Source organism: Streptomyces coeruleoprunus (assembly GCF_039542925.1).
GTDB classification, from domain to species: domain Bacteria; phylum Actinomycetota; class Actinomycetes; order Streptomycetales; family Streptomycetaceae; genus Streptomyces; species Streptomyces coeruleoprunus.
Map to the genome: position 1 here is coordinate 7,407,940 of NZ_BAABIT010000001.1, position 21,211 is coordinate 7,429,150.

A 21,211-nucleotide genomic window follows, 5' to 3' on the forward strand; every position below is an offset into this window, starting at 1 on the left:
CAGAATGAAGCCGCTCACCACACCCTCAGGACCCGCAACTCCCGCCCGACGCAGAGTCCTCGCGTCCGTGGCCGTCCTCCTGGCCGCCCTGGCCGCGACCCTGGTGCCCGCCGCCTCGTCCAAGGCCGCGGTCGCGGACACCACCGTCACCGTCGATTTCTCCGCCACCCGGGGCGCCCCCACGTACCGTGCCTCGGGCACCCTCTACGGGATGACCGAGGACGGCTCGCTGCCCCAGGAGCACTTCTACAAGGACATCAAGTGGAAGTTCATGCGGGCCGGCGGAGCCCAGCTGGACAGCCCGGGAGGCTGGGTCGCCGGCAAGTACGACCGCCGGTGGAACTCCACCCTTGCCCAGTACAGGAGCACCAAGGCGCTGGGTGGCACCTTCGTCATCCTGCCGCACGACCTGTGGGGCGCCGACGGGACCACCTCGCCCACCTTCCCCGGTGACAACGGCGACTGGTCCCGCTTCGAAGCCTTCTACGACCGGCTGCTCGCCGACGCGAAGGCGGCCGGCATGACCGACATCCAGTGGGACATCTGGAACGAGCCCGACTACTCCGCCTTCTGGGACCGGCCGCAGGCCCAGTACCTGGAGATGTGGAAGCGGGCCCACCAGCGGATCCGGGCCGCCTTCCCGGGCGCCGTCATCGTCGGTGCCAGCACGGCCGGCAAGCCCTCCGCGGACTGGGGCGGCCCCTGGTGGAACACGTACCTGGACTACGTGAAGGCCAACAACGTCGAACCCGACATCTACAGCTGGCACGACCTGCCGGGTGACCCGGTCGCCGACGCCAACGCCGTCAACTCCAAGCTGGCGGCACGGTCGATGACCACGAGCCGTCCGTTCCAGGTGAACGAGTACGCCGCCAACACCGAGCAGAACCCTGGCCGCGGCGGCTGGTACATCTCTCGTCTGGAGCGCGCCGGGGCGGACGGCATGCGCGCCAACTGGGCGTGGGGCGCCAACCTGCACGACTTCGCGGCGAACCTGCTCACCAGGACCGGCGGTCAGTATCTGCCACTGGGCGAGTGGTTCCTGTACCGGTACTACGGCTCGCAGACCGGCAACATCGTGAACCTCACGCCCGGTACGAACACCGACGGGGTGGCGACGAGGGACAACTCCGCGCGCAACGCCAAGATCCTGCTGGGCAGCAACGGCAACACCGGCAATGTCACCGTCAACCTCAACCGTCTCGACACCACGTCGGTGGTGGAGAACGGCCGGGTCCGCGCGATCGTCCAGCGCATCCCGAACAACGGCGGTGGCGCGGTGACGGGACCGGTGACGGTCTCCGACCGGACGCTGACCGTCAGCGGAAACTCGGCTGCGGTGGTCGTTCCGTGGACGGATGCCGCGGACGGCTACACCGTCACGCTGCTGCCCACGTCGAACACCACCGTCTCCACGGTCGCGGTGGTCCAGCACAGCGGTCAGTGCCTGGACGACACCAACCTCAGCACCGACGACGCCACGCAGTACCAGCAGTACCACTGCGAGGGCGGATACCAGCAGATGCTCGATCTCAAGCCGGTCGCCGGCCGGGCGAACACGTACACCATCGTGAACGAGTACAGCGGCAAGTGCCTGGACGTCTCGGGCGCTTCCACGGCCGACGGTGCCGCCGCCATCCAGTGGACCTGCAGCGGTACCACGAACCAGATGTTCACCCTCAAACCGGTCAGCGCGCTCGGCAACAGCAAGGACTACCAGCTGGTCGCGGCGCACAGCGGCAAGTGCCTGGACGTCAGCGGGATCTCGGCCGATCCCGGTGCGCGGATCCACCAGTGGACCTGCGACCCGGCGACCGATCTGACCTGGAAGAAGAACCAGATCTGGCGCCTCCAGGGCCTGGCCTGACCCGTCCCTCGAGCACGGGGGCTCCCAGCACGGCTGGGAGCCCCACCTGGTCCGGGGTGACTCAGAAGAAGCCGAGCTTCTTCGGCGAGTACGACACGAGAAGATTCTTCGTCTGCTGGTGGTACAGCAACTGCACCGCACCTGACCAGCGGAAAAGGCGGACGCTGGAGCTCTTCCAGGCGCGCTGGTCCGTGAATGGCCCGGATCTTGAAGGCGGGCGAGACGTGGCCGCGCTGTTGGTCTGCGGACGAAGTCTGGTGGCCCTTCATGCCTCGGCCGTTGGTCTGCGGTGTTGCGGTACGGGCGTGAGTTGTGGTGGAACCTCATCGGCCGCACCCACGACGAGATCGCGGAAGCCCGCGAAGCCTGGATGACCGGCAACCGCTTCGGCGAAGTGGAAGGCTACGCCGGTACGCCGCTCCCGGCCCCTGAACTCCCGCCGAGCCCGCTGAACTGTGATGATGCGACGGAGAGAAGCTGCCCAACCAGGTGGGCAACCCGACATCAGGCTCGTCAAGCGGAACAAGGGTGGGCCGCCTCTCGCGGCCTCTGCTGAGGGCGGTCGACGGCTCAAGGTGTGGTCGTGTGTGGGAGGGTCCAGTAGTCCTAATGCTGACCCAGTGCTGACTTTGCTGACGGCGCGTCAGCGATGCTGGGGCTCTGTCTTCGCTGGTGCGTTGTGTACCGGTGGTCGTGCCGTTCCGTCATAGCGAGTCGTGATCAATGCTGGCTCAGCCTGCCGCTGCGGCATGGGCGTGCCTTGCTGGAGGCGGCGCGGCAGTCCGGGCATTGATCGATCTTGTCATAACCCCACAAGGGCGGGCCGGTTGCCCCGGGTCGGCCAGTACCTGGAGTGCGCCCACGTACGGACGTGCGGATCACCCCCGCGCCGGCGGGGACGGCGGCCTCGTCCAGAAACGACGGCATCAGGGCGGATCATCCCCGCGTCGGCGGGAAGGACTCCCGGTAGACCGCGGCCGACACCTGGCTGAGCGTGCTTCCCGCCGCCGCGATGGACGACACCGCGTGCTTCCCTCCCACGCGGACGTGATCCGCGAGGAGGGACGTCTGCGCAGGTGAGATGCCATGAAGCGCTGAGCAGCGCGTAAGAACTCCTAACGAAATGGTCTCCAAGGTGGTTGGATCACTCCGGGACTGATGATCCGGGGTGCGGGGCGGGGCGGGGCGGTTCGGCCGAAGCCCTGGCAAGGCGACAACGAGTTGTGGGCGGTGCATGCTGAGCCGCGGAGAACGTAAATGCGTCGACAGCGCCTCTCGGCACCCGGCACAGTGGCCACCCGTGACGACCAGTGAACTGTGGACCCGCGCGACCGCCGACCGCTACGACGCCGAGGAAGCCGAAGCGTCCTCGGCTGCCGTTCTCGGACCGACCCTCGCCTTCCTCGCCGAGCTTGCCGGAGACGGCCGGGCGCTGGAGTTCGCCATCGGAACCGGACGGGTGGGAGTCCCGCTCCGGGAACGCGGCGTGCCGGTGGTGGGCATCGAACTGTCCGAGCACATGGCAGCGGTGCTGCGGCGCAAGGTCGACGAGGGCACCCTCCCGGTAGTCATCGGGGACATGGCCACCACCGTCGTTCCCGGCGGGTTCACCCTGGTCTACCTCGTCTACAACACCATCACGAACCTGCTCACGCAGGACGAGCAGGTCGAGTGCTTCCGCAACGCCGCACGGCATCTGGAGCCCGGCGGCCGGTTCGTCATCGAGCTGGGTGTGCCGCCGCTGCGGCTCCTGCCGCCTGGTCAGGTCGCGGTGCCGTTCGACGTCTCTCAGCAGCATCTCGGCTTCGACACCTTCGATCTGGTCGAGCAGATGCTCGTCTCGCACCACTTCACCCGCGACGGCGACGACGGCCACTACCGCCGCGAAAACTCCCGGCACCGGTACGCCTGGCCGACGGAGCTCGACCTGATGGCGCGGATCGCTGGGCTCGAGCTGGAACGTCGCGTTGCGGACTGGGACGGGTCTCCGTTCACCCAGGACTCCGCGAAGCACGTCTCCGTGTGGCGCAAGCCGGCCTGAGGTCGGCCACCGGGCCATCAACGTTGGCCGTGCCTGTCTTGAACTTGTCTCGGGAGTTCAGGCGTCGCCAGCACATCAGTGCGCATCCGAGGGCGAGGAAGGCTTCGTGGATGTCGTCGCGGATCTCCCAGCGGATCCGCAGGCGCGGAACCAGTGCAGGTGGGCGAATGCTCGCCCAGCACCACGTCCGGGCGGCGCCGGGGCCGGCCTCGCGTGCCCCTCACCGGCGGCACTGCCTGAAGCAGCGGGATCAGCTGGGTGACGTCGTTGCGGTTGCCGCCGGTCAAGGTGGCGGAGAGCGGGATACCGGTGGCGTCGGTGATCAGGTGATGCTTGCTGCCCGTCCTGCCCCGGTCAACAGGGCTTCGTCCCGTCTTGGGTCCCCCTTTCAGTGCCCGTATGTGGGAGCCGTCGACGGCCGCCCGGGAGAAGTCGAGGGCGTTCGCGTTGCGAAGCTTGGCCAGAAGGACCTCGTGCAGCCGGGGCCAGACTCCAGCCTCGGTCCACTCGGCCAGGCGGCGCCAGCAGGTCATGCTCGAGCCGAAGCCGAGTTCCTGCGGCAGATGCTCCTGGGCGATCCCGGTGTGCAGGACGAACAGGACGCCCTGGAACACCAGCCGGTCCGGATGCCGCTTTCGCCCTGGGTGCCGGGGCCGGCGTTCCACCTTCGGTAGCAGCCGCTCGATCACCGCCCGCAGGTCGTGGTCGACTTCCCACGGCTTCGACCGAGCCACTCCAGCCCCCGGATCGTCACTCCCGGAGTGATCCAACCACCTTGAAGATCATTTCGTTAGGAGTTCTAAGTGCCCGCCCAGGCGGGTGGACAGGTCTGGCGGCGAGCGCGGTGGTGTACGGGAGATGGTGCCGATCTGAAGTCATCGTGCCTCACCGCGACGCGGCTGAGGAGCCGTACCCAGGGCACCCTTTGCCGGTCGAGTCGATCCGCCGGCTCGGATAATCCTCTGGTGATCACATCGCTGAACGACGCACGCGACGTCTTACGGCGTGCCCCTTCGCTGGGCTTCACGCTTCACTCCCCGGCCCTTTCTGCTCCTGCCGCTGCTGCGCACGGGCTGCCTCGCGGCGCTCGTCAGCGGGCAGCAGGAGGACGCGGGCTGGGCCACCCGGTTCGGTGTCGAGTGCTTTTCCGTGCAGGGGTTCACGCGGATGCGTGACGATGCCGGGGGCCGTAGCGAGATGCGGCACCTGCTGCCTCGGGCCGATGCCCTTCTGTCCCGGCGCTGGCGCGGCCACGAGATGCGGCTCGCCTCGTACGGGCAGTGGTGGCCGGAATGGCGCGCGGAACTCGACGGATCCGGTGTGTGCGTGGTGGCCCCGCCGACAGGGCCGCTCCCGGAGTACCTGGCGGAGTGGGACCGCGTCAGCCGGGGGTGGCGCCTGGGGGGTGAGCCGGGGTTTTGGTCCGTGACTGGTCCGGAAGAGCTGGTCAGGAGCGGGATACCGGTGGGATGAACTGGGAGTTTCAGCGCAAACGCGACTCCTCCCTGAGTAAGGCGAGCGAGAGGCGCCTGACGGGCAAAAGCCCAGGTCAGGCGCCTCCTTTCGTGCCTCTAGAAGAAGCCGAGCTTCTTCGGCGAGTAGCTGACCAGCAGGTTCTTCGTCTGCTGGTAGTGCTCCAGCATCATCCGGTGCGTCTCTCGGCCGATGCCCGACTGCTTGTAGCCGCCGAACGCCGCGTGGGCCGGGTACGCGTGGTAGCAGTTCGTCCAGACGCGGCCCGCCTGGATCGCGCGGCCCGCGCGGTACGCCGTGTTGATGTCGCGCGTCCATACGCCGGCGCCCAGGCCGTACAGGGTGTCGTTCGCCGTCGTCATCGCGTCCTCGAAGTCGGTGAACGACGTCACCGCGACCACCGGACCGAAGATCTCCTCCTGGAAGATCCGCATGCGGTTGTCGCCCTCGAAGACGGTCGGCTGGACGTAGTAGCCACCCGCCATGTCGCCGCCGTACTCGATACGCTGACCGCCCGTCAGGATCTTCGCGCCCTCCTGCTGGCCGATGTCCACGTACGAGAGGATCTTCTCCAGCTGGTCGTTGGACGCCTGCGCGCCGATCATCGTGTCCGTGTCCAGCGGGTGCCCCGGCACGATCCGCTCCGTACGGGCCACGGCCGCGTCCAGGAACTCCCCGTAATGGCCGCGCTGGATCAGGGCGCGGGACGGGCACGTGCACACCTCGCCCTGGTTCAGGGCGAACATCGTGAAGCCCTCCAGGGCCTTGTCGCGGAAGTCGTCGTCCGCCGCCCACACGTCGTCGAAGAAGATGTTCGGCGACTTGCCGCCCAGCTCCAGCGTCACAGGCCGGATGTTCTCCGAGGCGTACTGCATGATCAGCCGCCCCGTCGTCGTCTCGCCCGTGAACGAGATCTTCGCCACCCGCGGGCTCGACGCCAGCGGCTTGCCCGCCTCCACGCCGAAGCCGTTCACCACGTTCAGGACACCCGGCGGGAGCAGGTCCGCGACCAGGTCCAGCCAGACGTGGATGGACGCGGGGGTCTGCTCGGCCGGCTTCAGGACGACCGCGTTCCCCGCCGCCAGCGCCGGGGCCAGCTTCCACGCCGCCATCAGGAGGGGGAAGTTCCACGGGATGATCTGCGCCACGACCCCCAGCGGCTCGTGGAAGTGGTACGCCACCGTGTCGTCGTCGAGCTCGGACAGCGAGCCCTCCTGGGCCCGCAGTGCCCCCGCGAAGTACCGGAAGTGGTCGATCGCCAACGGGATGTCGGCCGCCAGCGTCTCCCGCACCGGCTTGCCGTTCTCCCAGCTCTCCGCGACCGCCAGCTCCTCCAGGCGCGCCTCCATCCGGTCCGCGATCCGCAGCAGGATCCCCGCGCGCTCCCCGGGGGCCGTCCTGCCCCACGCCGGCGCCGCCGCGTGCGCCGCGTCCAGCGCCCGCTCCACGTCCTCGGCCGTGCCCCTGGCTATCTCGGTGAAGGGCCGGCCGTCGACGGGGCTCGGGTTCTCGAAGTACTGCCCGCGCGCGGGAGGCACGTAGGCCCCGCCGATCCAGTGGTCGTAGCGGGACGCGTACGAGACGATCGCGCCGTCGGTGCCGGGTGCCGCGTACCGGGTCATCGTCCTTGCCTCCTTAGGAGAGCGCCGGCCGCCGTCCGGCCGGCGCTCCCGCGCGAGGCTACGGAGCGGAACGTTGCAACCGCGTTGCGTCGAACGGCGGTTCTGACGGAGGGCCGGGCCGTGGTTCTCCAGTGGTCAACCGGCAGGCGGCCCTGCCGCCAGTCACGCCAGCGGCCCCGCCGCCAGTCACGCCGGCAGCCCCGCCGACAGCTCCGCGTCCAAGGCCCGCACCCGCGCCTGTACGGGCGGCCGGCTACCGGCGGGGACCGCGCCCGCCAGTGCCTGCCACACCTCCAGGTCGTCCTCGCCCCACGGGCTGCGCGCCCAGTCGTCCAGCAGTTGCACGTCGCCCCGCGCGATCAGCGCCGCCCGTAACTGGTCCGCCAGCCGCCGCCGCAGCCGCACCACCCCCGGCGCGCAGCTCCCCGGCAGCAGCGGCCCCGTGTATCCGCCCACCGCCGCGGTCACCGCCCCGGACGTCAGCCGCCGCGCCACCGTCTCGAAGTCCGCGTCCACCGGCGCCGCCAGCCGGTACGGCCGCGACGGCAGCAACTCCGGCCCGAGCAGGCCCCGCAGCCGCGACAACTCCGCCCGCAGCGTCACCGGCGTGACCGCACCCTCCTCGTACAGCGCCGCCAGCAGCTCGCCCCCGCCCACACCCTCCGGGTGGGCCGCCAGCATCACCACGATTTCGCTGTGCCGAGGGCTCAGCCGCACCGTGCGCCCACCCGCCACCAGCACCGCCTCGTCCCGGCCCAGTGCCGACAGCGTCACCCGGTCTCGGGCCGGCGCCGGAGCCAGCAGCGCCAGCTGCGACTCCGCCGCCCGCGCCACCGCCTGCACGAACGCCAGGCTGTGCGGATGGGCGAGCCCGTCCCCGCCCGTGATGTCGACCGCCCCCAGCAGCCGTCCGCTGTGCGGATCGTGCAGCGGCGCCGCCGCGCACGTCCACGTCTGCACCGGCCGCCGGAAGTGCTCCGCCGCGAAGACCTGCACGGGCCGGTCGATCGCGATCGCCGTGCCGGGCGCGTTCGTCCCCATCGCCGACTCCGACCAGCGCGCACCCGCCACGAAATTCATCCGCCCCGCCAGCCGCAGCGTGCTCGGATGCCCCTCCACCCACAACAGCCGCCCGTACGCGTCGCACACCGCGACGAGATGCTCCCCGTCCGTCGCGTACGCGCCCATCAGCTCCCGGATCACCGGCATCGCCGCCGCCAGCGGATGCGCCTCCCGGTACGCGGCCAGCTCGTCGTCCGCCAGCTCCACCGGAGCCGGACCGTCCGGGCTCACCCGCGCCCGGGCCGACCGCCGCCACGACTCCGCCACGACCGGGCGCACGGGCCGGCGCACCTGACCGCCCGCCGTGAACGCGTCGTACGCCCGGCGCAGCTCCCCGGCACGTTCCACGGGATCCGCACCCCGCTCCAGAGCCACCCACGCCTCGCTCAACACGCCCTCCTCGTCGAGGTCTTCGGTGCCGGTGCCATCGTGGCCGCCGCCCGGCACCACCGACAACCCGGCCCGCGCCCCCGCGCGCCCCCCTCGTCACGTACAGTGGGGGCGGGCCGTGACTGGCGCTTGGGTGGAGTACCACCGGGGAGCGGCCCGGTGGACCGGACGTGGATGGACGGGACACGCGACCTGCCGTGCGCCTGGGCGATCAGTACATACGTTTGCCGTAGACGCCCAGGAGGACCCATGTCGACCACCGCCAGCGCCCGCCTCATGGACGGCAGCGGCCTCGCCCGCCGGCTCGTCGAGGAGACCGCCGCCCGCGCCGCCGACATCACCGGCCGCACCGGCACCCAGCCCTGCCTCGCCACCGTCCTCGTCGGCGAGGACCCCGCGTCCGTCACCTACGTACGGATGAAGCGCGCCCGCTGCGAGAAGGCCGGCATCCGCTCCCGCCACGTCGAACTGCCCGCCACGACGACCACCGAGGAACTCGTCGCCGTCCTGGAGGACCTGTCGCAGGACCCCGAGGTCCACGGCATCCTCCTCCAGCACCCCGTCGGCCCGCACATCGACGAGCGCGCCGCGTTCGAGGCCATCGCCCCCGAGAAGGACGTCGACGGCGTCACCACCAGCTCCTTCGCCACCATGAGCTTCGGCCTGCCCGGCTTCGTCTCCTGCACCCCCGGTGGCATCATGCGGCTGCTCGACGCGTACGACGTGGACCCGGCCGGCAAGCGGGCCGTCGTCGTCGGCCGCAGCGCCATCCTCGGCAAGCCCGCCGGGATGCTGCTGCTCGCCCGGAACGCGACCGTGACCTACTGCCACTCCTACACCCCGGCCGCCGACCTGTCCGCCGCCCTGCGCGAGGCCGACATCGTGGTCGCGGCCGTCGGCCGGCCCCGCTTCATCAAGGGCGAGGACATCAAGCCGGGCGCCGTCGTGATCGACGCCGGCTACAACGAGGGCAACGTCGGCGACGTCGACTTCGACGGCGCCGCCGAGCGCGCGAGCCTCATCACGCCGGTGCCGGGCGGCGTCGGCCCGATGACCATCGCCACGCTCCTCGCCCAGACCGTCGACGCGGCCGAACGGCAGCTCGGGCTCGCCTGAGGCCCTGCCCCCGAGCTCCTGCCACGTCCCCGCGCCGCCCGCCGACACCATCCGCCGGCGGGCGGCGCCCGTTACGGTTGCCGCGGCCCCTCAGACGGCCGGTTCGCCCTCCGCGGCCCGGCCGTCCAGCAGGTCGGCCAGCGCCGCCGCCGGGTCATGGGCGGCCGGCCCCGCCGGAGCCCAGCGGCCCCGCTCCCGGCGGTACGGCCACCAGCGGCCGTCCCGCCCCAGACGGAGCTGCGCCTCCCGGCCCGTCACCGTCCAGCGGCCCGCCGCCACCGCGCGCAGCGCCGGCCGCTCACCCTCCTCCCACGCCTCCGCGAGCCGCGCCCCGGCCCGGGCCAGTAGGTCGTCGTCCGGCACCCACTCCTCCTCCAGCACGGCGAGGGCCGCCGCGCCGCCCAGCCGCCAGGCCCGCACGGCGAGCTCCAGGTCCGCCGGACGGCGCCCCGTCCCCGCCGCGAGCCGCCCCGCGACCGCGTCCGGCAACCCGGCCGTGGCGGCGAGCCGCACCGCGTCCTGCCCCACCGACAGCGGCGACTCCGGAGGCTGCCCCCCGTGCCCGGCCGCCAGCGCCTCCGCCAGCATGCGATGCGCCCGCGTCGCGGCGTCCGCCGCCAGCAGCTCCAGCGCCGTCGGGTCGACGCCCGGACCGGCACCCGCCTCGGTGTCCAGCGACGGCGGCTCGCCCGGCTCCCCGGGCAGCGGCGGCGGGACGGGCAACGGCGGAAGGATGTCCCGTGCCGCGAACGCCTCGTCGGCCCGTACCCCTTCCCCTTCCCCGGAGTCCTCGGACCCGTCGGCCGGCGCGTCACCGTCCCGTACGGCCGCCCGTGCCTCGCTGCGCGCCGTCAGCTCGTCGAGCAGCCGCCGCTCCCCGCGCCCCCGCAGGAGCAGCAGCACGAACGGATCCCGGTCCAGCAGCCGTGCCACCTGGTAGCAGAGCGCAGCGGTGTGCGGGCAGTGGTCCCAACCCCCGCACGTGCACTCCGGCTCCAGGTCGCCGATGCCCGGCAGCAGGTCCACCCCGGCCGCCGCCGCGTCCTCCACCAGGTGCGGCGGCATGTCCCGGTCCAGGAGCGCCGCGACATGGCCGGCCCGCTCCACCGTCGCGTCCAGGAACCGGTCCCAGTCCTCCCCGGACAGCTCCTGCACCAGGACGTCGCTGCGCTGGGAGGTGCCGTCGCGGTCCCGTACGACCGCGGTGATCCGGCCCGGCCGTACCGACACCGCGCCCACCGCACCGGCCCGCGCCTGTGCGCGCCCCTTCTTCAGCTGCGCACCGTCGAGCGCCGTGTCCTCCAGCGCCTTGAGCCACGCCCGGCCCCACCAGCTCTCCGCGAAGCCCCGCCCCCGGGCGGGTGGCAGCGCCTCGAACGTCAGCTCCTCCCGGGGCGCGGACCCGGCGAGCGGCCGGCCGTCGCCGGTGCCGTGCTCGTCCGTGTACCCGGCGCCGTACTCGTCCGTGTTCCCGGTCCCGTACTCGTACTCGTCCTCGTAGTCGTCGCTCATCACGCGCCCCCTCGCACCCCGCGCAGTTCCACCAGTTCCGTCAGCTCGGCGTCCGTCAGCTCGGTCAGGGCGGTCTCGCCGCCGCCGAGCACCGCGTCGGCCAGCTCCCGCTTGCGGGCCAGCATGTCCGCGATCCGGTCCTCGATCGTGCCCTCGGCGATCAGCCGGTGGACCTGCACCGGCTGCGTCTGCCCGATCCGGTACGCCCGGTCGGTGGCCTGCGCCTCCACGGCGGGGTTCCACCAGCGGTCGTAGTGCACGACATGGCCCGCCCGCGTCAGGTTCAGGCCCGTGCCGGCGGCCTTCAACGACAGCAGGAACACCGGCACTTCGCCGTTCTGGAAGCGCTCCACCATCGCCTCGCGCTCGGCGACCGGCGTGCCGCCGTGCAGCAGCTGGGTGCGCACGCCGCGCGCCGCCAGATGCGTTTCGAGGAGCCGGGCCGTCCGCACGTACTGCGTGAACACCAGCACGCTCGCCTCCTCGGCGATCAGCGTGTCCAGCAGTTCGTCCAGCAGCTCCAGCTTCCCGCTGCGGCCCGCGATCAGGGGCCGCTCCTCCTTCAGGTACTGCGCGGGGTGGTTGCAGATCTGCTTGAGCGCCGTCAGGAGCTGGACGACCAGGCCGCGCCGCTCCATGCCGTCGGCCTCCGCGATGGCCGCGAGCGTCTCGCGGACCACCGCCTCGTACAGCCCGGCCTGCTCCTTCGTGAGCGACACCGCCCGGTCCGTCTCGGTCTTGGGCGGCAGTTCCGGCGCGATGCCGGGGTCCGACTTGCGGCGGCGCAGCAGGAACGGCCGCACCAGCCGCGCCAGTCGCTCGGCGGCCGCCGGGTCCGTGCCGCCCTCGACGGCCTGCGCGTAGCGGCTGCGGAACGTACCCAGCCGCCCGAGCAGCCCGGGCGTCGTCCAGTCGAGGATCGCCCACAGCTCGGACAGGTTGTTCTCCACCGGCGTGCCGGAGAGCGCCACGCGCGCCCTCGCACCGATCGTGCGCAGTTGCCGCGCGGTCGCCGAGTACGGGTTCTTGACGTGCTGGGCCTCGTCGGCGACGACCATGCCCCAGTCCACGCCCGCGAGGCGCTCGGCGTCGAGCCGCATCGTCCCGTACGTGGTGAGGACGAACCCCTGGCCGCCTTCCTCCGCCAGTCCGTCCAGGTCGCGCGCGGGCCCGTGGAACCGGCGTACGGGCGTGCCGGGCGCGAACTTCTCGATCTCCCGCTGCCAGTTGCCCATGAGCGACGTGGGACACACGACCAGCGTCGGCCCGGCGGCGGACGCGTCGGTCTGCCGGTGCAGATGCAGCGCGATCAGCGTGATCGTCTTGCCCAGGCCCATGTCGTCGGCCAGGCAGGCGCCGAGGCCGAGGGACGTCATCCGGTGCAGCCAGTTCAGGCCGCGCAGCTGGTAGTCGCGCAGGGTCGCGGCGAGCGCGGCGGGCTGACCGGCCTCCTGACGGCCGCCCTCCGGGTCGGCAAGGCGGTCGCGCAGCTCCCTGAGCCAGCCCGAGGCCTGTACGTCGACGGGATGGCCGTCGACGTCCGTGCTGCCGGTCAGTACGGCGCCCAGCGCCTCGACGGTCGTGAGCTTGCGACCCCGGCTGTCGTGGCGGTCGCGGCGGTCGCGGGCCCGCCGGACCTCCTCCGGGTCGATGAGCACCCACTGGTCGCGCAGCCGCACCAGCGGCCTCCCGGCCTCGGCGAGCCGGTCCAGTTCGGCGCGGCTGATGCGCTGGTCGCCCAGGGCGAAGCGCCAGTCGAAGGTGAGGAGGGCGTCGGCGGACAGGAAGGACGGCAGCCCGGAGGCCCGCGCGTCCCCGTCCCGGTCCGTCTCGGGGTCCCCGGCGCCGATGCCGGTTCCCGTGCCGTTGTGGCCGTCTTCGTGCCCGGCCGGGCCGATCACCGCGCGCGTGGTGAGCGAGCGGGCGAGCCGCTTCGGCCAGTGGACCTCCACGCCGCTGTGCGCGAGGGCGCGCCCCGCGGCGCCCAGCAGCTCGGCGATCTCGTCCTCGGCCAGTTCGAGGGAGTCCGGAACGGCCGCGGAGAGCAGGGGCGACAGGGCGGGCCACGCCCGCGCGGCGCGGCGCAGCGCCAGGAGCGCGTCCATGCGGGCGCGTGGCCCGAAGGCCTCGGCCCGCGCGCCCGACCACACGTCGGCGGCATCGGCGACCAGACCTGGATCGGCCACGCCGTGCAGCTGAAGTACCGCACGGAAGAGGGGGATCGGGTGGACGGCGCCGTCGGAGTCCGCGGTTTCGCCGGGGGCGTTCTCCAGGCCCGTGACCTCGATGCGCAGCGACAGCCGTACGCCCGCGTCGTGACCGGCCGCCACGTCTGCGGCCCAGGCCCGCAGCTCCGGCCGGTGCTGCGGTTCGTCCGCCGCGAAGGCCGGGTCGCCGGCCGCGAGCGGAGCGGCGGGCGTACGGGTCAGCGTGTCGGCCACCGCGTCCAGGAACGCCCGCAGCACCCGCTCCGGCTGCGGCAGCAGCGGCGTACCGTCGGGGGCAGCCCCGACCGGCACCGCGTGGGCCGCGGGCGGCATGGACGCGGCGAGGGTCCGTACGCGCTCCAGGTCGTCGGGTGCGAGCGGGCCCACCCGCCAGGCGTCCACGTCCTTGGCGGTGACTCCCGGCAGCACCCTGCCGCGGGCCACGAGGTGAAGGGCCAGCAGCGTGGCCGCGCCCCAGAATGCCGTCGTCCGGGAGGCGTCGGCCGTGGCGCGTGCCCGGGTGAGCAGCGGTACGGCGTCCCGTACGGGCACACAGACGGCCCGTACGGTGCGCGTCCTGGCGTCGTCGGCGACGACGGTCACCTCCTGGACGACGGCCTCCTCGACGTAGGGGAGGTCCTCGCCGTCGGGCCGCCAGAAGGCGAGCCGTCCGGAGCGGGCGGGATCAGAGGGCAGGAAGACGGTGGAGCAGCGGGCGAGGCCGGAGAGAAGGGAATCCCAGTGCACAGTGCTGACGCATTCCTCAAATTTGACTAGTGCGGATCAGGAGCGGCCGAGATTACCTGACGACACGTCTGGAAGGAGGTCTTCCAAAGGTGATGTGGCTCACGCCCCCCTGGTGGGGGTGTCGGTGGCACCACCCCCGGGGTGCGGGCAATCCCCTCCACGGCCGGGGGCTGGCGCCATGGTCGCCCGGTACAGCTCGTCCGTAGCGTCCTGGGCAGGGGCGGGAGCGGTCCGCGCACCGCACCCTCGCACCCATCCCACTCCGTCCCGGACACGAAGACCGGAGAACCCATGCCTCAGGCAGCACCGCCCGCCCCCGCCCGCACACGTTCCCGTGCGGCTCTCCCACCCGCCCGCGCGGCTGGCAGCGAGTTCTCGCCCCTCCTGCGTACGGTCAAGGAGCAGGGCCTGCTCCACCGCCGCCCCGGCTGGTACGCCGCCGGGATCACCGCCAATCTGCTCGCCCTGGCCGCCGTCGCCACCGGCATGCTGCTCTTCGGCCACTCGTGGTGGTCCCTGCTGCTGGCGGTTCCGCTGGCGGTGTTCTCCGCCCGCGCCGGGTTCGTCGCGCACGACGCGGGCCATGCGCAGATCGCCGACCGCCGCCGCACCAACCACCTCCTGCAACTGTTGCATGCCAACCTCCTGCTCGGCATGAGCCAGGACTGGTGGAACGACAAGCACAACCGGCACCACGCCAACCCCAACCACGTCGACAAGGACCCCGACGTCGCCCCCGACGTCCTGGTCTTCTCCCGCGGCCACGCGGCCGGCCGTACGGGGCCGCGCGCCTGGCTCACCCGCCACCAGGCCTGGCTGTTCTTCCCGCTCACGACCCTCGAAGGGCTCGCCTTGAAGGTGTACGGCCTCCAGGCGCTGTTCTCCGCGCGGGGCAGGAGCCGCACCGCGCGGCAGCGCGCCGTGGAGGGCGGGCTGATGGCCGCCCACGTGGCCGGCTACGTCACGCTGCTGCTCGTCGCCATGTCCCCGGCACAGGCCCTGGTCTTCGCGCTCGTCCATCAGATGCTGCTGGGACTCCACCTGGGGCTGGCGTTCGCGCCCAACCACAAGGGCATGGCGATGCCGGGGCCCGGGGACGACGGAGAGCACTGGGGCCATCTGCGCCGCCAGGTCCTCACCTCGCGCAACATCCGTGGCGGTGCACTCACGGACTGGTTCCTGGGCGGCCTGAACTACCAGATCGAGCACCACCTCTTCCCGGGCATGCCCCGGCCGCACCTCCGGCTGGCCCAGCCCCTGGTGCGCGCCCACTGCCGAGCCCTGGGCCTCCCGTACACCGAGACCGGGTTCGTCGACTCCTACCGTCAGGCCCTCGCACACCTGCACGCCGTCGGTGAGCCGCTGCGGGCCGAGCGCCAGGTCGGGTCTCCTTGACGGGTGGGTCATGTGATGACATGCGTCCGTCCGGTCAGGAGCACCGATGCGATGTGGGCCCGGATGGCGCCGGTGCACCTGGTCGCGGACAGCGGTGCCGGCCCCCTGGCTCCGGCGAGCCGGTCAGGGCGGCCGTCCGTCTAGGAATTGGGGGGCTTGGGGACGACTTCGCGCAGGCGGTCGAGGAGCACCCGGGCCGCGGGGCTCGAAGGGCCGCCGGCCTGCCAGGCGAGCGCGATGCGGCCACGCATCTCGGGCTGGACGATCCGCAGGGTGCGGAGGTGTCTGTCGAGGGGTGACTCGTTCTCACCGGCAGGTAGCACGGCGATGCCCAGGCCCCGTGCGGCGAGCTGCGAGAGCACGTGTGGGGCTGCCGCCTCGAAGGCGACCCGGGGCCGGAACCCTGCCTGCGCACAGCCGCGTTCGAGCGCCGTGCGCACCCCGGTGCCGCGCGGCAGGCAGATCAGCGGCCGGTCCCGCAGCTCGGCAAGCGGGACGCTCGTACCGTCGACGCGGTCGAGAACAGGATCACTGGGCGCGATAGCGGCGACCAGCGGGACATCGATCACCGTCTGGAAGGTCGCTCCGGGCGGGGGCACCTCCTCTGCCGTTCCGAGGACGGCGATGTCGAGCTCGCCGGCCAGGAGCGCGGCCTGCATCCGCTCCGTGGTGTCCTCGGTGAGGGCCACCTCCACCGAGGGGTGGGCGTCGTGGAAGTCCGCGAGCAAAGCGGCGATGTCGAAGACGTGGCCGGTGGCGCCGGAGACCAGTCCGAGCGTGACCCGGCCGCGCAGCAGCCCCGTGTACGCATCGACCGTCTGCCGCACCGACTCCGCCGCGGCCAGTGCGGCCCGGGCGTACGGCAGGACCGCTCGGCCCACCTCGGTCGGTGTCACCGACCGGCCGGAGCGGTCGAGCAGGGGCTGCCCCAGCTCCTTCTCCAGCTGGCGGATCTGGGCGCTGAGGCCTGGCTGGGCCAGATGCAGCCGGGCGGCGGCTCTTGTGAAACCGCCCTCCTCGACGACACAGACGAAGTAGCGCAGCTGGCGGAGTTCCATAAGCAACGATTCTAGGTTGCAGCAGAACTATCTACTGGCGTTATCGATCTGTCGGCCGCAGGCTTGATCGCATGGAGAACGCGACGACCCGCAAGGGGAAGAGTGCCGAAGTCAGGGCAGCGATCGCGGCGGAACGCCGAGAACTGGCCGACCTGTTCGACACTTTGCGAACCGATCAGTGGAACGAGCAGAGCCTCTGCGCGGGATGGCGCGTTCGCGAAGTGGCGGCGCACATGTCGATGGGGTTCCGGCTCTCCTTGCCCACGATGCTCGGTGAATTGGTCAAGGCACGCGGGAACCTTCACCGCATGACCGATCGGGTCGCGCGCAGGGACTCGGCCGCCTACTCCACCACCGCGCTCGCCGCCTTCCTGCGGGACAACGCCCACCATCCCTGGACACCACCGGTCGGCGGGCTCGCGGCGGCACTCGGCCACGACCTCGTGCACGGGCTGGACATCACCGTCGCCCTCGGCATCGACCGGCGCGTCCCCGAGAACCGGCTGCGTATCCTGCTCGACGACATCCGGCCCAGCACCCTGAAGTTCTTCGGCGCCGACCTTGACGGAGTGCAGCTGTGCGCCGAGGACCTCGACTGGTCGTACGGCTCCGGCTCACCCGTGTTCGGCGCCGCCCAGGACCTCCTGCTGCTGGCCTACGGCCGCAGACTCCCGGACGGCCGGCTGCGAGGCGAACCGAGCAACCGTTTCACCCGCTCCGCCGAGGGAGCATGAACCGGAGGATGTTTCCCCGCCCCGCCCCGCTCCTTCCCGAGGCGCCGTTGAGGGCGATACGGGGGTCTGGGGGGAGCCCCCGATTCGGTCCCATGTGCGGAACCCGTGCGGCGGCCCGGACGTTCACACGGCAAGGAGCGGCCGGGCCGCGCCGGGGAAGGAGGGGTCGCCGTGTCGACGAGGACCAAGATCGTGATCGGGGGAGTGGCCGTCGGGCTGCTGCTGATGCCGTTGATCGGCTTCTGGCTGTCCCTGTTGGTGGTGCTCGGGGTGCCCGCCCTCGCCTACCTGGCGCTCGACCCGGGTCAGCGACGACGACTGCGTCGGGTTACCCGTAAGGAGATAGGCCGCTGAGCGTGGGGACGGGGGTGCGTGCCCGGTTCCGTACGGCGTGAGGCTGCCGCGTGGCGCGTGCCGCGTGCCGCCGGATGTCGGTGGCCTGCCCGTGGCGTCTGCCGTCTGTGGCCTGCCACGTGGCGTCTGCCGTCTGTGGCCTGCCCGCCCGGTGGCTCAGCCCGGTCGTACGGCCATCGCGTCGAGGCCCGCGAGCAGGCCGGGCAGGTGCGCGCCCCGTCCGACCGGCAGGACCTCGCCGGGCCGCTCGTCGAGCAGGACGAACGCGATGTCGTCCGTCCGCGCGACCAGCGACCAGCCAGGGCCGTCCGCCCGGAGCGTCCGCGCGCCGCCCGGCGCGAACGTGGAGCGCACCCTGCCGGGTGGCGGCGGGTCCTCCAGGTAGTGGCGTGCCTCGGCCAGCGCCCGGCGCACTCCGTCGTGCGACGTGAAGCCTTCGCCGGCACCGGCGACGGCCTCCGTGGGGAACGGGTCCGCAGGGGGCTGCGGCGCCGTAGCGGGCGCTCCGTCCGCAGGGTCGGTCTCCGCGGCCTGCGGCGGCGCGAAGTCGCCCTCGCCGAGTTGTTCGCGCCACGTGGCCCACTGAAGGGCGACCTCGTCCGCGCCCAGCCGTCGCTGCGCCGGGCCCCAGGAGGAGGCGTCCGGCGGCGCCAGCGGGGGAGGCTCGTCCGGTGCCGGGGCTGGGTCGTGCGGGGCCGGCAGTCCCGGAGCGGCCACCGCGAGCGCGAGGGGCCAGCCGGGCAGCACGGCGATGACGCTCTCCTCGCCGGGCGACAGGTCGTACTCCATGCCGCAGTCCCAGCTGGAGATCGCGACCGCGACCAGGGACACGTCGTCCACGGCCACCGTCCAGCGCGCGCCGTCACCGTCCTGTCCCAGGACCAGGCCGTAGCCCTCGGCGTACGGCTCCAGGCCGAGCGCCCGACAGGCCTGCGGGTAGTCGTCGCCGAGGACGCTCGGGAACTGCGCGGGGGTCAGCAGCAGCGCCGTCAGCACGTAGAGCGACTCCTCGGCCTCGCCGGCCTCGTCGCCGACCGCGTACGTCGTGTCGCCCCGGCCCGTGTCCGTGGTGTTGTGCGTCTCGGTCACTGCGGCCTCCCGTCGTCCAGTCCAAGGTGCCGGTCGGCGCACCTTAACCAGCGAGTAACCCCGCCGTCGAGAGCCCGTCGACCCGAGCAGCGAAAATGCCCGGCCAGAGGCCTGGGCAGCGGCCGCAGCTGATCATGGGCATGGCGGTATGGCGGTATGGCGGTATGGCGGTATGGCGGCATGGCGGCATGGCGGCATGGGGCATGGCCCAGGCCCACAGGCTCGGCGCACCGGCCCGCCTGCGGATCACGCCGCCGGGAGGCCGAGGAGGCTGCGGGCCACCGCCTGCGGGGACTCGCCCCGCTCGCGCGCGAGGGCGATCACCGCGCGGCACGCCAGCTCCCTGACCCCGAAGGACAGCGCCTCCGGCGACACCCAGCCCGCCGCCTCGTCCATGGCGTCCTCGTCGTCCTCGGAGCAGGCGGCGACGTGGGCCGCCGCGGCCTCGAAGATGTTGTGCCGCCTCCTCGGGCTGCCGGCCCGCCCCGTACCGGCCGTACCGGCGATCCCCGCGCCGCCGGGTCCGCCCACGGCGCCCGCCGTGGACCGCCGGCCCCCGGCCAGGGTCCGGAGCAGGGGGAGCGTACGGAGTCTGCTGAACATCGGGCCCACCTTCCCGCGCGCGGCGGTGCCCGCCGCGGCCAGCCGCGTGCCTGCCTCCCCTCCAACGTAGAGGCGGGCCCGCGCCCGCAGAAGGGGAGCCGCACGCCGCCGTCGCCTCGCCGCGGTGCCATCGCGGCCACCGCGGTCAGCGCGACCGGTCAGCGCTCGCGTACCGCCTGTGCGAGGAAGCGGCTGTCCTCGTCCACGTAGGAGACCAGGCGCCAGCCGGAACCGGCCAGCAGCGGCCGCAGGTTCGGCTCGGCCCGCAGGTCGTCCTCCGTGAGCGTGCGCCCGTGCCGGGCGGCCAGCACCGCGCGCCCCACCGGGTGGAAGAGCGCGAGCCGCCCCCCGGGTCGTACGACACGCGCCAGCTCCCTCAGGTCCTCGGCCGGCCGTGCGAGGTGCGAGACGAGCCCGGCCCCGAACACCGCGTCCAACACCCCGTCCCGCAGGGGAAGCCGCCCCACGTCGCCCAGCAGCAGGGCCCCGTGGGCCGACCGCCCGGCGCGCACCGCCGCCTCCAGCATCGCGGGCGTCAGGTCGAGGCCGATGACCGTACCCGAAGGGCCCACGACGTCCCGCAGCGCGGGCAGCGCACGCCCCGTACCGCAGCCGGCGTCCAGCACGGCGTCCCCCGGACGCAGTCCGAGATCCGCGACGGCCGCCGCGTAGGCCGGGCCGTCGTCCGGGAACCGCGCGTCCCAGTCGGCCGCCCTCGCGGTGAAGAACGCCTGTACGTCCGTGTGGTTCTCGCCCATGCGGACATGATCCCTCACACGAGAGCAGGAGGCACTGCGCACACGTTCGAGCAAGGCGCGATCGGACCGGACCGTCTCTCTGTCATATTCCGTCAGCTTTCGAACTGCGCCCCCAATGTGCGCCCCCCGCGGGGCTAGCGTCCCGGAGCCATGGGACACCTGGACCACGCCGCCTTCGGCTGGCTGACCCCTGTGCTGTCGTACGCGATGGCCTGTGTCGGAGCCGCCCTGGGCCTGCGCTGTACCGTACGGGCGCTCGACGCCACGGGCGCCTCGCGCCGCAACTGGCTGCTGACCGCCGCCTCCGCCATCGGCACCGGCATCTGGACCATGCACTTCGTCGCCATGCTCGGCTTCGCCGTCACCGGCACGGAGATCCGGTACGACGTACCGCTGACCCTCCTCAGCCTGCTGGTCGCCATGGCGGTCGTCGGGGTCGGCGTCTTCGCGGTCGGCCACGGCCACCGGCGCGAGCGAGTCGGGTCGCTGCTGGTGGGCGGGCTGACCACCGGTCTCGGCGTGGCCAGCATGCACTACCTCGGCATGGCGGCGCTGCGGCTGCACGGCACCGTGCGCTACGACCCGGTGCTCGTCGCGCTGTCCGTCGTCATCGCCGTCGTCGCCGCGACGGCCGCGCTGTGGGCGGCCCTGAACATCAAGTCGCCCTCCGCGGTGGCCGTCGCGTCCCTCGTGATGGGCGCGGCCGTCAGCAGCATGCACTACACGGGCATGCTCGCGGTCACCGTCGAGGTGGCGCCCTCCGGCGCCGAGCTGCCCGGGGCCACGGCGATGCAGTTCATCTTCCCCCTCGCCGTCGGCCTCGGGTCGTACCTCTTCCTCACGTCCGCCTTCGTCGCCCTGTCCCCGACGGCGAGCGAGCGGGCCGACTACGCCTCCGCAGGCCGCCCAGAGCGCACGCTCCCCGACCGCCCGCTTCCCGACCGCACGTTCCCCGACCCGCCTGCCGAGCCGGCGACGGCGCCCTAGCCAGAACCGGCGACCGCGCCCTGAGCCTCGTCCCATGCGGGCCGGCCCACCACCCCATGCGGGCCGGCCCCACCACAGCCGTACGCCCCGCTTGAACCAGCGGCCACGCACGTATCACCGCCCCCTGAACCCCACCCGACGCAGCCCCGTCACCGCCCCCGCACCCCGCACGCCGCCCCGCCCGTACCGGAACGAG

Annotated in this window: 15 protein-coding genes, 1 pseudogene and 1 riboswitch; of the genes and pseudogenes, 7 read left to right on the plus strand and 9 right to left on the minus strand. The window is 72.5% G+C overall.

Features of this window, described 5'->3' with window-relative positions; genetic code table 11:
* The first annotated feature begins 67 nt into the window (after nt 1–67).
* Nucleotides 68–1,867 (plus strand): RICIN domain-containing protein, encoded by a 1,800-nt coding sequence (locus ABEB09_RS33080; protein WP_345693602.1) that lies wholly within the window; start codon nt 68–70, stop codon nt 1,865–1,867.
* 1,300 nt (nt 1,868–3,167) lie between these two features.
* A complete protein-coding gene (locus tag ABEB09_RS33090) occupies nt 3,168–3,908 on the plus strand; it encodes a class I SAM-dependent DNA methyltransferase (RefSeq protein ID WP_345693603.1) in 741 nt (246 codons plus the stop codon).
* On the opposite strand, the pseudogene ABEB09_RS33095 reads toward ABEB09_RS33090, so the two are convergent.
* From ABEB09_RS33095 to ABEB09_RS33105, 3 genes and pseudogenes are all read right to left on the minus strand, one after another.
* Nucleotides 3,859–4,642 (minus strand): annotated as a pseudogene (locus ABEB09_RS33095) (IS5 family transposase). The gene ABEB09_RS33090 and the pseudogene ABEB09_RS33095 sit on opposite strands and share 50 nt — an antisense overlap.
* Before the next feature lie 837 nt (nt 4,643–5,479).
* Nucleotides 5,480–7,003, minus strand: coding sequence for an acetaldehyde dehydrogenase ExaC (gene exaC, locus ABEB09_RS33100; protein WP_345693604.1), 1,524 nt, complete (start codon nt 7,001–7,003; stop codon nt 5,480–5,482).
* A 186-nt stretch (nt 7,004–7,189) separates the two neighbouring features.
* Nucleotides 7,190–8,455: a GAF domain-containing protein gene (locus tag ABEB09_RS33105; RefSeq protein ID WP_345693605.1), complete on the minus strand. Its 1,266-nt coding sequence runs from the start codon at nt 8,453–8,455 to the stop codon at nt 7,190–7,192.
* 108 nt (nt 8,456–8,563) lie between these two features.
* A riboswitch (ZMP/ZTP riboswitch) is annotated at nt 8,564–8,671 on the plus strand.
* 33 nt (nt 8,672–8,704) lie between these two features.
* Here ABEB09_RS33105 and ABEB09_RS33110 point away from each other — a divergent pair.
* On the plus strand, nt 8,705–9,571 hold the full coding sequence (locus ABEB09_RS33110) for a bifunctional 5,10-methylenetetrahydrofolate dehydrogenase/5,10-methenyltetrahydrofolate cyclohydrolase (protein WP_345693606.1): 867 nt from the start codon (nt 8,705–8,707) through the stop codon (nt 9,569–9,571).
* A 90-nt stretch (nt 9,572–9,661) separates the two neighbouring features.
* Here ABEB09_RS33110 and ABEB09_RS33115 read toward each other — a convergent pair whose 3' ends face one another.
* Complete coding sequence (locus ABEB09_RS33115) at nt 9,662–11,083, minus strand: SWF or SNF family helicase (RefSeq protein WP_345693607.1); 1,422 nt, start codon at nt 11,081–11,083, stop codon at nt 9,662–9,664.
* Nucleotides 11,083–14,037 carry a DEAD/DEAH box helicase gene (locus ABEB09_RS33120; RefSeq protein WP_345693608.1) on the minus strand — a complete coding sequence of 985 codons (2,955 nt, stop codon included), beginning with the start codon at nt 14,035–14,037 and terminating at the stop codon, nt 11,083–11,085. The genes ABEB09_RS33115 and ABEB09_RS33120 overlap by 1 nt, the downstream gene beginning before the upstream one ends.
* A gap of 291 nt (nt 14,038–14,328) precedes the next feature.
* On the opposite strand from ABEB09_RS33120, the gene ABEB09_RS33125 reads away from it, so the two are divergent.
* The gene (locus ABEB09_RS33125) at nt 14,329–15,432 is read left to right on the plus strand and encodes a fatty acid desaturase family protein (RefSeq protein ID WP_345693609.1); all 1,104 of its coding nucleotides are present in this window, start codon (nt 14,329–14,331) and stop codon (nt 15,430–15,432) included.
* A gap of 140 nt (nt 15,433–15,572) precedes the next feature.
* Here the strand turns inward: ABEB09_RS33125 and ABEB09_RS33130 are convergent, their stop codons facing one another.
* Nucleotides 15,573–16,490 (minus strand): LysR family transcriptional regulator, encoded by a 918-nt coding sequence (locus tag ABEB09_RS33130; RefSeq protein WP_345693610.1) that lies wholly within the window; start codon nt 16,488–16,490, stop codon nt 15,573–15,575.
* A gap of 71 nt (nt 16,491–16,561) precedes the next feature.
* Here ABEB09_RS33130 and ABEB09_RS33135 point away from each other — a divergent pair, with 71 nt between their 5' ends.
* Nucleotides 16,562–17,224: a maleylpyruvate isomerase family mycothiol-dependent enzyme gene (locus ABEB09_RS33135; RefSeq protein WP_345693611.1), complete on the plus strand. Its 663-nt coding sequence runs from the start codon at nt 16,562–16,564 to the stop codon at nt 17,222–17,224.
* Nucleotides 17,225–17,395: 171 nt separating this feature from the next.
* On the plus strand, nt 17,396–17,578 hold the full coding sequence (locus ABEB09_RS33140) for a hypothetical protein (protein WP_345693612.1): 183 nt from the start codon (nt 17,396–17,398) through the stop codon (nt 17,576–17,578).
* Nucleotides 17,579–17,734: 156 nt separating this feature from the next.
* Here the strand turns inward: ABEB09_RS33140 and ABEB09_RS33145 are convergent, their stop codons facing one another.
* The 3 genes from ABEB09_RS33145 to ABEB09_RS33155 all read right to left on the minus strand — a co-directional run bounded on the left by ABEB09_RS33145 (nt 17,735) and on the right by ABEB09_RS33155 (nt 20,028).
* Nucleotides 17,735–18,574, minus strand: coding sequence for a hypothetical protein (locus tag ABEB09_RS33145; RefSeq protein WP_345694167.1), 840 nt, complete (start codon nt 18,572–18,574; stop codon nt 17,735–17,737).
* A 339-nt stretch (nt 18,575–18,913) separates the two neighbouring features.
* Nucleotides 18,914–19,270, minus strand: a complete 357-nt coding sequence (locus tag ABEB09_RS33150) for a hypothetical protein (protein WP_345693613.1) — start codon at nt 19,268–19,270, stop codon at nt 18,914–18,916.
* Between the two features lie 158 nt (nt 19,271–19,428).
* Nucleotides 19,429–20,028 (minus strand): class I SAM-dependent methyltransferase, encoded by a 600-nt coding sequence (locus tag ABEB09_RS33155; RefSeq protein WP_345693614.1) that lies wholly within the window; start codon nt 20,026–20,028, stop codon nt 19,429–19,431.
* A 150-nt stretch (nt 20,029–20,178) separates the two neighbouring features.
* Here ABEB09_RS33155 and ABEB09_RS33160 point away from each other — a divergent pair, with 150 nt between their 5' ends.
* Nucleotides 20,179–21,015: an MHYT domain-containing protein gene (locus ABEB09_RS33160; protein ID WP_345693615.1), complete on the plus strand. Its 837-nt coding sequence runs from the start codon at nt 20,179–20,181 to the stop codon at nt 21,013–21,015.
* The last annotated feature ends 196 nt before the right edge of the window (nt 21,016–21,211 follow it).

Excerpts from the sequence above, each read along its gene's own strand:
- ABEB09_RS33110 (WP_345693606.1), top strand. The coding sequence starts at position 8,705 with ATGTCGACCACCGCCAGCGCCCGCCTCATGGACGGCAGCGGCCTCGCC.
- ABEB09_RS33135 (WP_345693611.1), top strand. The coding sequence starts at position 16,562 with ATGGAGAACGCGACGACCCGCAAGGGGAAGAGTGCCGAAGTCAGGGCA.
- ABEB09_RS33125 (WP_345693609.1), top strand. The coding sequence starts at position 14,329 with ATGCCTCAGGCAGCACCGCCCGCCCCCGCCCGCACACGTTCCCGTGCG.
- ABEB09_RS33130 (WP_345693610.1), bottom strand. The coding sequence starts at position 16,490 with ATGGAACTCCGCCAGCTGCGCTACTTCGTCTGTGTCGTCGAGGAGGGC.
- ABEB09_RS33150 (WP_345693613.1), bottom strand. The coding sequence starts at position 19,270 with ATGTTCAGCAGACTCCGTACGCTCCCCCTGCTCCGGACCCTGGCCGGG.
- exaC (WP_345693604.1), bottom strand. The coding sequence starts at position 7,003 with ATGACCCGGTACGCGGCACCCGGCACCGACGGCGCGATCGTCTCGTAC.
- ABEB09_RS33160 (WP_345693615.1), top strand. The coding sequence starts at position 20,179 with ATGGGACACCTGGACCACGCCGCCTTCGGCTGGCTGACCCCTGTGCTG.
- ABEB09_RS33155 (WP_345693614.1), bottom strand. The coding sequence starts at position 20,028 with ATGGGCGAGAACCACACGGACGTACAGGCGTTCTTCACCGCGAGGGCG.
- ABEB09_RS33115 (WP_345693607.1), bottom strand. The coding sequence starts at position 11,083 with ATGAGCGACGACTACGAGGACGAGTACGAGTACGGGACCGGGAACACG.